Below are 14534 nucleotides of genomic sequence, written 5' to 3'. Positions count from 1 at the left end.
AGGGCGACGGCGGCGGTGCCGTGCCGGGGAAGGTGTGCCGGGCGCGGGGGCCGGTCAGGCGCGCTGGAAGCGGCGGTCGGGTCCGGTGAACTCCACCGCAGTGCACATGCCGGACAGGCGGGACAGGACCCGGTCGCCTACCTTGTCGCGCAGTACCGGGAGGTGCTTGTCCATGCGGTCGTCGCGTACGGGCGGCAGGTTGGTGGTGAAGATCGTCGGCATACGGTTCTGGCAGCGCCAGTTCACCAGCCGGAAGGTGATCTCCTCCGTCCACTCCGAGGTCTTCGCGGCGCCGAGGTCGTCCAGGACCAGCAGGGGCACCCGCATGATCCGCCGCAGCATGTGCTCGGGGTCCACGCCGGACCGGTAGCGCATCTCCGCGTACAGGTCCGCGGCGGTCGTCGCGTGCCACTCGACCCCGCACCCGGCGGCCGTCAGGGCCCGGACCGCCCCGTACGCCTCGTGCGTCTTGCCGATCCCGGTGCCGCCCCACAGCAGCAGCGACGGGCCGTGCGCGATCCGCCGGCGACCCGGCCTTCCCCACTGGGAGTTCAGATCCTCCGCTGCCGGGGCGACGGCGGCGTCCGCGATGGTCCGCACCCAGGCGGCGACCTGCGGATGCCGGGGGACGGCTTCCCGGTAGGCGTACGGGATCCGCTTCTGGGCGGCCTCCAGCGCCGGGATCGGCTCCGGCGTGTCCGGCAGCACCGGTGCGGTGGCCACATCGATGCCGCGCTCGGCCAGGCGGGCGGCCAGGCGCTCACGCAGCCGGTCGGAGACCACGGGCAGCGGGTCGGTCAGGCGGGCGCGGTTCACAGGCTGCCTCCGAACGTGGTCGGCTCCGGCGTGGTCGGGTTCATGTAGGGCGTGTAGCCCGAGGCGTGGGCCCAGGCCCCCGCGCCGGAGGCGGACGACACCCCAGCGGCGGCATGCGACGGTGCGGCGTTCAGGGCCTCGTTGACCAGACTCGGTAGGACGCTCGGATGCAGGTTCTTGAACCGCAGCCGCTCCAGAGCGGCCCGGATCACCTCGGCTTCGAAGCCCTCCTCCAGGAGGCCCTTGACGTGGCGCCCGACCAGACCGATCACGTCCTTCGGGGGCCGTTGGACGTGACTGCTGACGTACTCGGCCACCAGGGCCTTCGTCGAGCCAGGCTCGGGAGCCGCCTCGTGCGCGGGGGCATCGCCCCCCTTAGGGAAAGATCCAGGATCCAAGATCCTAGATCCAGACGACGAGCCCTCGCGAGACTGTGTCGAGGGCTCGACGAATGCCTCCTGAGCTGCACTTTCTTCCGACTCCGCCGGAGGCTCCGTCCGAACGGGTCTTGCAGGCCTCCTCAGAGGAGGAGCTTCCCCCGGCCGCTTCGGCGCCGCATGCGGCCGCCAGCACAGATGGGGGCGAAACCGGATGATCGATGGCTCGACGAGGGTGCGCCGAGGCCTGCAGAACCGGACCGGTGATTCCCGCAGGCGTGGCCGGCACCTGCACCATGGCAGGCTGGGAGACCGGGCAGGGCCGCTGCTTCTCGGCCGTGCACCCGCCGCACCGCTGGTGCGTCTGGTGCTTCGGGCAGCGTGATACCCGAGAGGCGGACGGCCGGTCGATCTTCTGGTGCTTCTCCCACGTCACGATGTGCAGGTATTTCTTGCCGTCGCACCCGATGTAGCGGCAGATCAGCCCGGCTGCCTCCAACTGCTCCAGATCGTTGGCAACATGCTCCGGGGTGTGTTCGGCGCGCAGCGCCCACAGGAAACCGGCGATGATCGCGGGGTGGGCGAGGAAGCGGCCGTTGTCGTCCGCCTGCGTCAGCAGCCCGATGAAAGTGACCATCGCGCTGATGTCGACCGAGGCGAGATCCTCCGACAAGAACATCTCGGGCTTGATCGTCCGGATGCGGGCCATCAGGCAGCACCCCCGCGGGCGGGGTTACGAAAGGGGGCCGTGGACGCGCGGGCCGAACAACTTGGCCTTTTGCGCTGGGCAGGCGTCATGCAACACTCTCCTGTGCAGTGAAGCCGCACCGATGGTCCCGTGAGAAGGATCGGTGCGGATGAAGGTGGTCTCCGGCCCTTGCCTTGGGTAGGAGCACCGTGAGCGTTCGGCGTCTGAGAGTTGGCCCTCTCAGGCGCCGTCGCTGTATCTGCGGTTTAACCCGCGCGGCTGGTGCACGCACTACACATGGCTCTCCCCCGATCCCCCCGTTGGCCGGGCGGACTGCCCGGCGAGCGACGACGAACATATGGGCAGGCTGCGCCAAGGTCCAGAGATAGCTCTACAACCCCATACAACTTCCCGCACATGCTCTGACCAGCTGTGAACCGGCAGGCTGTCGCGCTGTACCGGGCTGGTCAGGTCTGGATTTAAGCCCGCAGGCAAAGCCTTCGTCAACGGTGCCTCAAGGCAGAGTCCACGCGCGTAGAGCGACGTGTAGAGGATGTGGAGACTAGGTGATGAAGTTGAGTAACACCTTTGCAATGAAGGGTGGTTGAGTGGTGGTGCGTGATCATTCGGGGATGCCTGGCAAAGGTGCGAGTGATCATTTATGTCGCTACAGCGAAAAGCGGCAAGGATTTGCCGCTTTGCCGATCATGGGAATCCACTGGCGAGGGAATGTCCAGATTCGTCATGGAAGGGCCTTGGCGGCGGTCGGGTGTGGTTGCAGATTTAACCAACACTCCTGTGGTCGAGGCCACAAATTGTGGAAAGCGTTAAAGGTCGTCGTATCGTCTTTGTGGGAGACACCAGGTCGGGGGGGCCGGCATTCGCGCCTGCCCCTCTTTTTTCATGTCCGCGTCAGGTGTCCCCGTGGAATACGGGAAGACAAGGAAGAGCCTCATGGTTGCTCAGGGGACATCCACCCCCTTCGGCGATGACCACGCCGAGAACAAGGGCACGCGCGGCGAGGAGCTCGCCGGCCAGTTCATGGGGTTCGGCGGCTGGCTGAAGAACTGGCGCCAAGCGGCCGGGATCACCCAGGCTCCGGTCGCGAGGGCCCTCGGCATGGGAGTCCGGACCTACCGCAACGTGGAGAAGGGCGCGACTCCGCCGCGGTTCACCAAAGCCCAGTGCGACGCGCTGGCGGACGTCCTCCAGCTGGACAAGAGCGAGCGCCACGCCCTGCTGCTGTACAACATTGGGACGACGCTGGACGACGACCCGCTTGTCGGTGCCAGCCCCGAGCTGCGCAGGGCCCTGCGGCTACTGATCGATCGGCAGATGCCCTCGCCCACCTACCTCACCGACCGCAACTGGAACGTTCTGGCGTACAACCAGGCCATGGCCGAGTGGTGGCCGTGGGTCATGGAGCCGCAGGCGAACCTGATGCGCTGGGCGCTGACGAACCCGGAGGCCCGCACCCAGTACCACGACTGGGACAAGCATGCGATGGCCTACGTCCGGCTGCTGAAGTTCGCACAGGCCACCCACAAGGACAACGCGGAGCTGGCCGAGCTGATTGCAGACGTCCGCCGCAACTCCGACGTGGACAGGATCTGGCGCACGGAGGCCGACATAGAGGCCGACCGTGACGGCCATGTGTTCCGTATGATCATCCCGGCGCTCGGTTGGGAAACGGTCGAGGTCGTCAGTCACGTTCTCTACCCGGCCAGCATGCCCCACTGCCGCTTCGTCGTGATCACCTGGGTCGAGGCCGAGTCCTCTGACGACGAGATCGACGCCCTCGGTGGAAGGCGAAATGCTTGGGCCGCCCCGGCCCAGCACCCAACCGGCCAGGCCGAAGCGGACGCTGCCCGGCGCCGCGCGGCCAATGCGCTCACGGCCCGCCTGGTCGTCGACAGTGCCGACGAAGCCGCGGCGCTCGCCGGCCCCGGGGGTGTTGCGCTCCCCGCGCTCAGCGAATTGGTGGGCCCGCAGTGCCAACTCACCCTCTCGCCCGAGAACCACTCCGTGGTGTGGGCCGTACGAGAAGCGCCTGAAGAGTGGGGCATAACGCAGCTTGGGGCCGGTGCGGTGGTAGACCGCATTCAGCCGGCGAACATTAGCCCCCAAGCTCGGGCTGAGCTGAAGATTCTGCTGCGCGCTTCACTCCCTGCATCTGACCGAGAGGCCCTCAGCCGGCTCCAGGATCAACTACCGCAGGCAGACCTCCGGGCCGCCCTCCTTCGTGAGATTTCCGAGAGCCTCCAAGAGGGCGAGGACTTGGCCCACTAGCTGGTGTGGCTGGCCGAATGAGCATTGAAGACAACTTAGTGTCACCGCTGGCGCCGTCTCCGTGCGAGGGCAGGGGGCGGGCGTGGCCATCCGGGCAGCAGAGATCGTCCGGACGGCCGTGCCCATGAACCGCTTCTCTTGCGACGACGACTACGCCAGTCCGTCCTCGGATCGGCCAGCGCCTCGGAGGCGCGGCAGATCCCACAGCCCTCAGGAGCCACCGTGTCCCGGTACACCTACGACTGCCCCGTTCGCTGGTCGGACCTCGACGCAAACGGACACCTCAACTCCAGCCGCTACGGCGTCCTCCTGGAAGAGACCCGCATGCGCATGTTCAGCATGCTGGTTCCCAGCGATCCCACCGAGCGACTGGCCCGCAACTTCCTCCTGCGTGAGCAGAGCATCCGCTATCAGTACCCGCTTGAGACCTGGGAGACCCCGGTCCGCATCGAAGCCTGGGTGACCGACGTCAAGCGGGTGTCCATCACCTTCCACTTCGAGGTGAAGGACGACGATCACGTCTACGCCACCGCGACCGCGGTCGTGGCCGGCTACGACTCCATCCGCGGCGGCATCCGCCGCTTCGAGCAGGATGAGCTCGAAGTGTTCAATAGCTACGCCGACAACCCCCAGGCAGTGGGCAGCTGAACCATCGCCCTGGGTTGCCTGCAGCTGTGGGCCGGGCGGAGGGTGCAGGTTCGGTCCCACGTACGTGGCGTCATGCTCTACCGCAGCGCGGCCGATCATGCTCGTCGCGGTCAGCCCCCAGCCCTTCATCCGGCTGGCCGGACGTGGCGGCTGATATGGGCCAAGGCAACCGGACGCCGCCTCGGGGTCGGTAAGACTGAACAGCCAACACCCGATCACGCGTGGGAGTTTCCTGTGGCTGATCCTGTTACCGCAACCATCCGCAGCGCGGCCAAGGCTGTCGTCCTTCACGACGGCCTTGTCCTGCTCCAGCGCGCTCACTGGGAGGGACAGGACTGCTACTTCCTGCCCGGCGGCGGCCAGGAACCCGGCGAGGCCCTCGACGCCACGGTCCGCCGCGAGCTCCACGAGGAGACCGGCTTGGACGTCACCCCCGAGCGTCTGCTGTGGTTGCGCGAGTACATCGGCGCCAACCACGACGGTGCCCCGGAAGACCACCGGGTCGAAGCGATCTTCCTATGCCGACCCGAGGGCACCGTGGACCAGCTCGGCGGCCACGCCGAGGACGACGCGCAGGCCGGCCTGGAATGGGTGGAGCTGGAGAAGGTGACCGGCCTCAACCTGCTGCCTCAGGGCCTGCGCCCCCTGATCGCCGACCTCGCGCACGGCGAGCTTCCCGCCCGCTATCTCGGCGACCTCGCCTGACCCCATGGCGACGATCGACGGCCGCGTCCCCGAAGGCGCCACCGAAATCAGCACCGGCCAGGCCAACACGCGTCTGGTACATCGGCGGACGCGAGCCGTACGTCCTCAAGCACTACAGCGATCCGGCCCGCGCCGCCAACGAAGCCGCCGCCCTCGCACTCCTCACCCACCACCGCGCCCCCAGCCCCCACCTCCTCGACGAAGATCTGGAAGCCCGGCCAGCCTGGACCGCGCAGAGCGCAGTGCAGGCCCAACCCGTACGCGCCGACAGGTTCCTGGACGACCTCGTCGACCCGCTCGCCCGGGTACACGCCATCGGAGGAACCCACGTCGGACGTCTCGCCGGAGCCACCCGCCACCCCACATGGCGCGACTACCTCCACGACCGCCTGAACCTCTACACAGCCGCAGCACCCGATCTCGCTTCTGTCGCAGCAGCCCTCCGCCGAGACCTCGACCGAGTGAACCTCGACGCCGAACCACGGCTGCTCCACCACGACCCGGCCACACCGCATGAACGGTCGCGGAGGTACGAACGCTAGAGCTCGGTGGCGGATTTACCGTCGGTGGGTTGATAGGTGACCCAAACGGACGGGTTCTGTGAGTCCTGCAGGCGCACTGCTACCAGATCTCGGTAGTGCCGCGCCCACCGGTCGAAAATCCAGATCGCCATGCGCTCGAGCGACATGTTCGGGATGCGCATTACGCCGTTGAGGTCCTGGCCCCACATCCGGCCGGCCCACTCCTGCAAGGCAGAGCCGAACTCGGTGTGTTTGACTGCGCGATCGGCGTCCGTATGGTCGGGCGTCAGCTGCAGCTCGAGGACGGCGCGGACGGTAATGCCGTGGGGACGATGAGCGTAGTGCCAGCTTGGAAGCGCCGGGTTCTCACAGGTTCCGGTGATCTCGCACTCGATGTCCATGTTGATAGTGGTCGTCACGTCGGCCTCCAGATCCGCGAAGCACGACAGTACCCAGCGGTGGTGTGGCTACACGTGCGAATGCGGGAAGTGGCGAACACCCGGGCGCGGCGGTGAGCGGAACCGGATGGCGGCGGGCGACGACTCGTCGCCCGCCGCCATGACCAGCTATACCGGGCCGGGGATTCCGGGTCAGGTGGTCCGCAGAGCCTCGGCAATGAGGGCCCGGGCATCGTCGCCGTACACGGCGCATTCGTGGAGCCGGTCGAAGGCACGGTGGAAGACCGGGACGCGGTGGTCGCTGATCGTCTCGCCTCCCCGGTATCCCTCGACCTCGACCCGTGTGCCGTCGAAGATCCCGAAGCCGTCGCCCGGGTAGACGGTCAGCCTGGCCCTGGCCGGGATGATGCCGAGGGTGAGGCCCGGCCAAGACAGTGTTTCCAGCAGGCGTTCGAGCTGCCTGCGCATGACGGCGGGTTCACCGATGCCGGTGAGGAGGGCCTGCTCGCCGAGCAGCACGTGGTAGGTCCGGCCGCCGGTGCCGATGTACTGGGCGCGGGCGACGCGTTCGGCGGCGCCGGCTTCGATGTCGCGCGGGACATCGTGTAGGTCGACGACCAGGCGCAGGACCTCCTCGGCGTATTCGCGGGTCTGGAGGTTGCCCCAAACGAGGTCCGGGCTGTAGCCGTGGTAGTGCAGGGTCTGCTCGACGAGCTGGCGGAAGGCCACCTGGGTGGGGCCGGTGCCCTGTGCGAGCAGAGCGGGCCAGTTCGGGGCAGCGGCAGCGGTGTCGGACATGCGGCTCCTTGGTGGTGGGTGCGGTGTCGAGGTCGGTTGCTCGGGCGGCCTGGCCGGGCCGGAAGGGCGCCGGTGAGGGAAGGCCGGTTGGCGGTCAGCCAGTGGCTGCCGGCTGCCGGGCACTGGTGGCACCTCCGGTGAGCGCGATGGCCGCCACCGGCTCCCATGACAGCTCCCAGGCCGTCTCCCCATCGGGACGGGGCTGCTGTTGGAAGAGCACGTCGAGCAGCTGCACGGTGCCGAAGCGGAAGGGAGCGTGACTTGGGGAGATCCGCCGAAGTACCGCCTGCAGGGCGTCGGAGGACGCCTCGGCCCAGGCGTACCCAAGCGAGACGTGGGGCCTGCCGCCGTCGTGGAGGAGCGCGCCGGGCCCGCGGACCTCGCGGATGGCATCACGAACGTGCTCTCGCAGCTCGACCAGGGCGTCGTCGGGCGTCAAGTCCAAGAACGCGCCGAAGCGGTTGGCGACCGGGGAGCCAGCCAGGACGTCCAGCGGGCCGGTGCCGGACAGGTGGGCGCGCAGCGCCGTGACGAGTTCGGCGCGTTCCTCGGCTGTGATCTTGTCTGAGGTGGTGTCTGCGACCATCTCGATGGTGCAGTGCAGTGTGCCGTCGACCATCGGGGTGATCGGGAAAGGACGCATCGCGTCGTAGCAGGCGCCGACCAGGCGGGCCAGCTGACGGTCGGCGTGCAGGTCCGGACAGGCATACACGTGCAGGACGCGGGCGGCGTTGGGCCAGGACTTGCCCTGGAACTTCGGAGTGAACTTCTCCATCGTAGGCATCTCCCTCATTCGGTGCGGGCGCACGGGGTCAGGACTGGCCGAGGTTGGCTGCTGGGACGGGCCTGCCGGTGAGCTGCTGGGCTCGGCGGGGCAGGTGCGGGGCGAGTTCGGGGTGGGCGCCGCGGCCGGTGACCTGGAGAAGCTGAGCGAGGGCGACGAGTTCGCCGATCCGTCCCTCGGGGGTGTCGAGGACGTGGGTGAACTCGCTGCGGATGCGGGCGGCCGTGGCGGGCTGGGGGAGGGTGTAGGCGTGGAGCAGGCCCACGTCGTAGCCGGTGGGGAGCAGGCCCCACCCCTCCCAGTCGAGGATCACGAGGGGCTCGGGCGTGAGGTTGCCCCAGTGGAGGTCCCCGTGCCCCGTGGTCCAGGAAGTGATCGTGGGCACGGGGATGCCGAGGAAGCGGGTGAAGTTGCGGTCGATCCACTGCTGCCGTACGGCTTGCCGGTCGGTTGGCACCGTCGCGGTGGCAGTGAGTGCGCTGCCTAGGTCTGCCCACCAGGAGCGGGGCAGGTCGACGTCGCCTGTCAGGACCGGTCCGCCGGATTGGAGCGCCGGCTGGGCGATGTACTCGGACAGCTCGGCCCGGTAAGCGATGGCGTCGTCGGTCCACTCGGTTACGTCGTGCAGGCGAGGCCGGGGAACGGAGCGGGGCAGGGCGCAGTCCGCGGCGGCAGTGCCCTCCCACAGGCGGGCGTTGCGCTTGTCGGCAGGAGCACTGACCAGCCGCAGCCACCACCGGCCGGCTCGGCGCCCCAGAGTTCGGCCCTGCCACCCCCAGGCTTCCGGCCCGGACGCGGTCACGGAGAAGGCACGGGCAGCTTGCTGGTGCCGACTGCGCATCCGCTCCTGGTCGGACGTCTGGGCTGGCGGCGCGAACACTGCCCGCCGGGCATTCGAATCGGTCATGCGGACCGTCCCAGAAGACGCTCCACTCCGGCGTCCAGCAGCTGTCGGCCTGCGTCCTGCCCGACTTCATGGGCTGACGTCGAGGGGCCGGACGCGCAAGCGCGCAAAGGGTCGCCGCCAGTCGGGTCGAGAATGGCGGCGTGCACGGTGACGACTCCCGACTCGGCGTCGAGGGTGGCGTGGGCGGAAGCGGCCGTCAGGCACCCGCCGTGCAGCGTGGCGAGAGCGGCCCGCTCGGCGTCGAGCAGGATCCGGGTGGGGCCATGGGTGAGGGGTGCGAGCAGCTCCCCGGTGGCGGGGTCGTCGGCACGGTGCTCGACGATCACGGTCCCCGCGCCGGCCGCGGGCAGCCACACGGTGGGGTCGAGGACCTCGGACGCCCGGTCCTCATAGCCAAGGCGGCGCAGCCCGGCCAGGGCAGCGATCATCACGTCCGCGCCGAGCGTTCCCTCGTCCAGCTTCGAGAGCCGGCTGTCGGCGTTGCCGCGGATCGGTACCTGTACGAGCTTCGGGTGGAGGGCTTTGAGAAGGGCTGAGCGCCGGGGTGCGCTGGTTCCGACCCTGGCGCCGGGCGGGAGTTCGGCGAGCGTGGCCGCGGGATGGCCGGCAGGGAGGACGAGGGCGTCGCGGGTGTCCTCTCGGGGCAGGACCGCTCCGATGATGATGCCGGGGGACCGGTCGTGCGGGCCGGGTACGTCCTTGGCGCACGCGATCGTGGCCTGGACGAGGTCGTCGAGGAGGTACCGGTCCGCGTTCCGGGTGAAGGCCCCTTTCCCTCCGATCGCCGAGAGCGGGCCGCGGTGCCGGTCGCCCTCGGAGACGATCTCGACGATGTCGAGGACCGCCTCCGGGTAGCGGGCGCGGAAGGCGTCGCCGAAGCGGTCGGTCTGTTCCAGGGCCATGGGGCTGGGCCGGGTCCCCAGCCGGACGGTGGTGAGGGTGGTGCTGCTGGTCATGAGGGTCGGGCTCCATCGGCGGTTACGGGGTGGGCGGGCGAGATACGGCTGAGGGCGGCCCGGAGGACCGCGTGCGCCGGCAGGGCACTGGTGTCGATGACGTGGCCGTCGGCGTGCATCCACGCAGCGGCAGCGGCGTAGTCCACCGTCCTTCGCCGCCGGTACGCACGCACGGCCTCGCTACGGGTCTCGTCTCCCGGGAACTCCTCGCTCGCGTCGATCCGGGCTTTCAGCTCGTCCGGTTCGACGTGGAGGACGAGATGGACGAGCCCGGGCGAGCGGCGCAAGGGCGTGAACACTTCTGCGGCATAGGAGGGATTGAGCACGGTCATGGGCACGAGGACGTGACCGCTGGTGTGCGTGGCGATCTCGCTGATGTAGGCCGTGGTCAGGCGCCGCCAGGCCGGGTAATCCTGGTAGTCGCGGAGCTTTCCGGGGTACCCGGCCAGGGTGCGGCGCAGCAGGTCACCGATCTCCTCCGGGTCGGCCACCACCGACCCGGGCAGTGCCTGATGCAGGCTGGCCGCCAGGGTGCTCTTGCCGCTGCCGAAGGCCCCGTTGATCCAGGTGATCACTGCTCGTCGGACCTCCCTTCGGCTGTGTTCCGTCCAACCGCGGGGCCGGGAGCCTCGTCACGGCCGGGCCAGGAGACCACGATGCGGCAGTCGTTCTTCTCCACGACGTCTCCGGCGGGGAGCGCGGAGTCGGGGGTACCTGCGGGCATCACCGTCAGCCGGGGCGTGGCCTGGCCCCGAAGGTCGCGGTCCCAGGTGTGGACGGCGGCGGCCAGAGTGTCCGCGGCGGCCTTGCCGTCCGGCCCGAAGCCCTGGACTCCGAACTCCCACGTGGACGTGCCGTCGGCCTCGTCGAGCTCACGCCGCTCCGTCATCAGGCAGGCCAGCGAGCGACCGAGGACAATCGCTTCGGCACCCGACCGCTTCGGCAGCCGCACCGGCCCCGGCCGGTCCGGATCCCCCTCCATCCGGCAGAACCCGGGCAGGGAGGTGGCCAGCCACAGCTGCAGGTCCTCCAGCGTCTCCCCGCCGCGCACCGTCACCCCGGTCCACAACTCGGTGCCGCCCGCGGCCAGGGCGCGGTCCAGGCCGTCGAGCGCGGCAGGCGGGGTGTCCTCCCAGCGGATGCCGTAGCCAGTGTCCCCGAGCGGGGCCGCGGTCTCGTCCCACCGGCCGGCACCCTGCATGGGAACGAACCCGCACGGGCTGATCTCCGTGGACACCAGTGCCGGGTCCTCGTTGCCGAAGCCGACGGCCCGCGTGAACCCGCCGATCCGCAGGGGCAAGACCAGGTGCCCGCCTTGCGCGAGTTGGCTCGTCCAGTGCCGCGCCACGTCGTTCGAGGCGACCGTCACGATGATGGCGTCGAAGCCGTCCGCTGGGATCAGGTCTCCGGGGGCTCCGTGGGTGCCGTCGCCCAGGACGGCCCGGACCCGGCCGGCGTACCCGGTCTCGGCTAGGAACCGCTCCGTACGCGCATGCACGTACGGGTCGATCTCCACACACACCACCGACCCCTGAAGACCCACGAGTTCGGCGATCAGGCAGGCGTTGTAGCCACCGCCCCCGATCTCCAGCACGTTCGCTCCCGGCCGGAGGTTGGCGCGGCGCAGCATGGCAGCCTGCATCTCGGGCTGGGACACCGAGCTCATCGACCGCCCCGTGCTCTCGTCGAACACGGTGGCCACCGCCTCGTTGGCGTACGCCCGGGAGAGCGACTGCTCGGGGAGGAAGGCGTGACGGGGCACCGTCGTGAACGCCCGCCGCAGCTCCGGAGTGTCGGTCCAGCCGGCCTCGGTGAGGTCTTCGACCAGCTGCTCGCGAAGCCGGACCGCCGCAGTCGGTTCGCCGAACTTCAGCGGCACGCCTCCGGCGGGCCTGGGCGTGTGGTGCGCGGGCGGGACGTCGAGCAGCAGGCCCGGCCACACCACGTTCAGCGCCTGCGCCGACGCCGTGAACAGCGGCTGAGGCAGGTTCCGCACGGCGAAGGGGGTGTGCCACTCCCACCGGGTGATCAACTCCGGCTCACGGACAGTCGGCTCGCCGGTGAAGTCGGTGAGGCGGGCGATCTCGGTGACCCGGGTGAATCCGTGCGTGGAGTCGCAAAACGTGCCCAGCAGGAGCACCGACTCCGGCCGGGCGTGCAGGCCCGCCTCCTCCGCGAGTTCGCGTACCGCTGTGCCCTCGAAGGCCTCGCCCGGCTCCACCTTGCCGGCTGGGAGTTCCCACACGGCGCGGGAGGGGTTCCAGCCGAGGAGGACCTGCCCGCGGTCGTTGGTGACCACCGTGGCGACGCCGGCCATCGCGGACGGCTTCGGGGTCCGCTTCTCGCTGTAGGCGACGGGATCGGTTTTGGGCCCGCGCAGCAGCAGGACGGTGAGGTCGCCGGCCTCGATGCGCTCGGTGTGCTGCCAGCCGTCGGCGAGGAGGTCGATCTCAGTGTCATCCAGGCAGATCCCGCGCAGCTCCTCGGGGTGACGGTCGGCGTGCGGGGTGATCACGCACAGGGTGCCGTCCTCGTCGAGGAGGGCAGCGAGTTCGGCAACCGTGCGGGTGCGGTCGGGCAGGTGGGCCAGCGCCCGACGCATGGTGATCAGCCGATAGCCGCCGGAGCCGGCCGGGGCGAGGGAGGAGAGGTCCCCGCTGGTCAGGTCGAGGTGGTGGCAGCTGACCTGGTCCGAGGCCGCGCTGGCCTTGTCGACGGCGGACTGGGCCCAGTCCACGGCGTCCACCTGGTACCCGGCGGTGGCGAGGAAGCGGGCGAGCCACCGGTCCCGCAGGCCACGTCCAGGGCCCGGGCCTCCTCGGCGCCTTCCGACAGGGCCAGGTGTTTGGTGAGGACGGTCTTCTCGGTGTCGCTCAGGGGGCGGAAGTCGCGGCCGGCCGCGTAGTGGGCGTGCCAGTCCTGTGCGGTGTGCGTGGTGCTCATGTGCTGCGGGGCTCCCTGTTCGTCGGTGGCTCAGGAGAGGTCGGAGTGCTGGGCGGCAGGTCCGTAGAGGGCTGTCGGCCGGTCGGTCATCAGGGCCCAGTAGCGGTCGCCGAAGGACCAGTGCCACCACTCGGTCGGGTAGTTGACGAGCCCGGCGGCGGTGAGCGCACGGCTGAGTGTGGCGCGGTGCAGCCGGGCTTGGTGGGGGAGGCCGTCGGCGAGGGTGTAGCAGCGCCCCCTGCTCTCCTCCGGGCTGGCATTGACGCGGGTGCCCATGTCGAGCTCGGTGCCGTCCGCGTTCACGAGGGTCAGGTCGACGGCCGCGCCGGCGCTGTGCGGGGCGATCTCGGGAGGCGACACGTACCGGTTCGCCTGCGCCCGCAGTTCCTCCGCCGGCCAGTCGACGTGGGCCGCGCGCAGCTCGGCCGCGTACTCCTCGAAGTACCGCTGCTGCAGGGCCGGCGGCCGGAACCCTTCGACGACGAGCAGGCGCAGCCCTTCGGGCAGCAGCAGCTGCGCCTGCAGAAGCCGGTCGAGAACACCGGAGCGCAGGTGCGCGAACGCGTTCGCGGGATCAGAGCGGCGGTCATCAAGGAGGAGCTCTCCGCCAGCGCGGACATCGGCCAGGGGCTCGCCGTTGTCCGCGACCGGGATGGCGGCGACCCTCGGGTCGGACATCAGGACGATGCTCATCTAGACCTCCCAGTCCCAGGTGTCGAAGTACGCCGGGATCCCGGCCTTGCGGGCGGCCATCACTGCCTCGAGCCGGGCGTGGTCGCGTCCCGGCATCAGGTCCTGCCACTCGGGGACGGCCAGGGCACGGACCTCGTCGTGCTCGTCCGGGTCCAGCACGATCCCCGCAAGCTGCCCAGGAGTGAGCCGGCCGCCGTCGAACACCCACCCAACGGTGGCCAGCGGCCAGTCCTTGCCCGGCAGCCCGAACACGGTGGCCAGGAGCTTCGGCGGCCCCTCCACGCGGAGGCCGGTCTCCTCCCGGCACTCCCGCACGGCGGTCTCCCAGGGGCGCTCGCCCGGTTCGGCCACGCCGCCCGGCCACTGCCACGGGTGGGTACTGGAGTAGGTGGCCCGCAGCTGGACGGGCCGGTCGTCCTCGTCGGTGAAGAAGACGGCCCCGAAGACCGTGGCCTTCGGCAGCGTCGCAGCGAACTCCTCCGGAGGCAGCCACTTCCGCTCGCTCACGACGCGTTCCCTTCGACGGACGGGAAGCGCGTCATTCGCATGAGTGCCGGGTCGGCCGCGAAGCCGAGCTGCTCGTACAGCGGGGCGGAACCGTCACTGGCATACAGCTCGTACAGGGTGACCCCGTCGTCCTCCAGGTGGTCGAGCAGCGCGGAGACCGCGGCCTTGGCGTAGCCGCGGCGCCGATGGGTGGGGTCGGTGGCGACCGCCTGGATCCGTACGGCCAGGCCTCTGGGGTACTTCGGGGCGGGAAGGACGGCGTGGACCAAGCCGAGGGCGCAGGTGGCGAGCCCGCCGACGGGGGAGTCGACGACGTACGCGCGGGCGTCACCGCCGTCCTGGAGGCGTAAGGCGAGCTGGTCGGCGCACCTGGTGAGCCAGGCTTCGTCGAGGGGTTCGCTCAGGATGTTCTCCGACCGCAGGCGGGCGATCTCGGCGGCATCGGCAGGGCTGGCGAGGCGGGGTTCAGGCACGGGGGTCCTTCCTTGAACAGGTAGAAGATGC

The 14534-nt window shown here is 69.8% G+C and carries 16 protein-coding genes and 1 pseudogene; 3 read left to right on the top strand and 14 right to left on the bottom strand.

Annotated elements, in window-relative coordinates; genetic code table 11:
* Positions 1-54 precede the first annotated feature (54 nt).
* The 3 genes and pseudogenes from AC2RP6_RS07350 to AC2RP6_RS07340 all read right to left on the bottom strand — a co-directional run.
* Entirely contained in the window at positions 55-816 is a 762-nt protein-coding gene (locus tag AC2RP6_RS07350; protein ID WP_486445455.1) for an ATP-binding protein, read from the bottom strand.
* Entirely contained in the window at positions 813-1133 is a 321-nt protein-coding gene (locus AC2RP6_RS07345) for a hypothetical protein (protein WP_486445454.1), read from the bottom strand. Before AC2RP6_RS07345 ends, AC2RP6_RS07350 begins: the two co-directional genes overlap by 4 nt.
* 421 nt (positions 1134-1554) lie before the next feature.
* A pseudogene (locus tag AC2RP6_RS07340) lies at positions 1555-1902 on the bottom strand (hypothetical protein); the annotation flags it as partial.
* A 933-nt stretch (positions 1903-2835) separates the two neighbouring features.
* Between AC2RP6_RS07340 and AC2RP6_RS07335 the strand changes: the two are divergent.
* From AC2RP6_RS07335 to AC2RP6_RS07325, 3 genes are all read left to right on the top strand, one after another.
* Positions 2836-4170 (top strand): helix-turn-helix transcriptional regulator, encoded by a 1335-nt coding sequence (locus tag AC2RP6_RS07335; protein ID WP_486445453.1) that lies wholly within the window; start codon positions 2836-2838, stop codon positions 4168-4170.
* 222 nt (positions 4171-4392) lie between these two features.
* Complete coding sequence (locus tag AC2RP6_RS07330; protein WP_471272540.1) at positions 4393-4818, top strand: acyl-CoA thioesterase; 426 nt, start codon at positions 4393-4395, stop codon at positions 4816-4818.
* A gap of 234 nt (positions 4819-5052) precedes the next feature.
* Positions 5053-5523, top strand: a complete 471-nt coding sequence (locus tag AC2RP6_RS07325; RefSeq protein WP_486445452.1) for an NUDIX domain-containing protein — start codon at positions 5053-5055, stop codon at positions 5521-5523.
* Positions 5524-5570: 47 nt separating this feature from the next.
* Here AC2RP6_RS07325 and AC2RP6_RS07320 read toward each other — a convergent pair whose 3' ends face one another.
* The 11 genes from AC2RP6_RS07320 to AC2RP6_RS07270 form a co-directional block, all read right to left on the bottom strand.
* Positions 5571-6020, bottom strand: coding sequence for a hypothetical protein (locus AC2RP6_RS07320; protein ID WP_486445451.1), 450 nt, complete (start codon positions 6018-6020; stop codon positions 5571-5573).
* Positions 6021-6061: 41 nt separating this feature from the next.
* On the bottom strand, positions 6062-6463 hold the full coding sequence (locus AC2RP6_RS07315; protein WP_486445450.1) for a hypothetical protein: 402 nt from the start codon (positions 6461-6463) through the stop codon (positions 6062-6064).
* A 171-nt stretch (positions 6464-6634) separates the two neighbouring features.
* Positions 6635-7240, bottom strand: coding sequence for a DUF5753 domain-containing protein (locus tag AC2RP6_RS07310; RefSeq protein ID WP_486445449.1), 606 nt, complete (start codon positions 7238-7240; stop codon positions 6635-6637).
* Positions 7241-7334: 94 nt separating this feature from the next.
* The gene (locus AC2RP6_RS07305; protein ID WP_486445448.1) at positions 7335-8015 is read right to left on the bottom strand and encodes a 2'-5' RNA ligase family protein; all 681 of its coding nucleotides are present in this window, start codon (positions 8013-8015) and stop codon (positions 7335-7337) included.
* 37 nt (positions 8016-8052) lie between these two features.
* Positions 8053-8931, bottom strand: a complete 879-nt coding sequence (locus AC2RP6_RS07300) for a hypothetical protein (RefSeq protein WP_486445447.1) — start codon at positions 8929-8931, stop codon at positions 8053-8055.
* Positions 8928-9887 (bottom strand): hydroxymethylbilane synthase, encoded by a 960-nt coding sequence (hemC, locus tag AC2RP6_RS07295; RefSeq protein WP_486445446.1) that lies wholly within the window; start codon positions 9885-9887, stop codon positions 8928-8930. Before hemC ends, AC2RP6_RS07300 begins: the two co-directional genes overlap by 4 nt.
* Positions 9884-10462, bottom strand: a complete 579-nt coding sequence (locus tag AC2RP6_RS07290) for an AAA family ATPase (protein WP_486445445.1) — start codon at positions 10460-10462, stop codon at positions 9884-9886. The genes hemC and AC2RP6_RS07290 overlap by 4 nt, the downstream gene beginning before the upstream one ends.
* On the bottom strand, positions 10459-12957 hold the full coding sequence (fxlM, locus tag AC2RP6_RS07285; RefSeq protein WP_486445444.1) for a methyltransferase, FxLD system: 2499 nt from the start codon (positions 12955-12957) through the stop codon (positions 10459-10461). The genes AC2RP6_RS07290 and fxlM overlap by 4 nt, the downstream gene beginning before the upstream one ends.
* Positions 12861-13523, bottom strand: coding sequence for a M15 family metallopeptidase (locus AC2RP6_RS07280; protein WP_486445443.1), 663 nt, complete (start codon positions 13521-13523; stop codon positions 12861-12863). Before AC2RP6_RS07280 ends, fxlM begins: the two co-directional genes overlap by 97 nt.
* The gene (locus tag AC2RP6_RS07275) at positions 13524-14030 is read right to left on the bottom strand and encodes an NUDIX domain-containing protein (protein WP_486445442.1); all 507 of its coding nucleotides are present in this window, start codon (positions 14028-14030) and stop codon (positions 13524-13526) included.
* Positions 14027-14503, bottom strand: coding sequence for a GNAT family N-acetyltransferase (locus AC2RP6_RS07270; protein ID WP_486445441.1), 477 nt, complete (start codon positions 14501-14503; stop codon positions 14027-14029). The genes AC2RP6_RS07275 and AC2RP6_RS07270 overlap by 4 nt, the downstream gene beginning before the upstream one ends.
* Between the last annotated feature and the right edge of the window lie 31 nt (positions 14504-14534).

The organism is Streptomyces sp. WAC03905, from assembly GCF_057371075.1.
The sequence above is the reverse complement of the archived record's forward strand: the minus strand, read 5'-3'. Positions and strand labels throughout refer to the sequence as shown.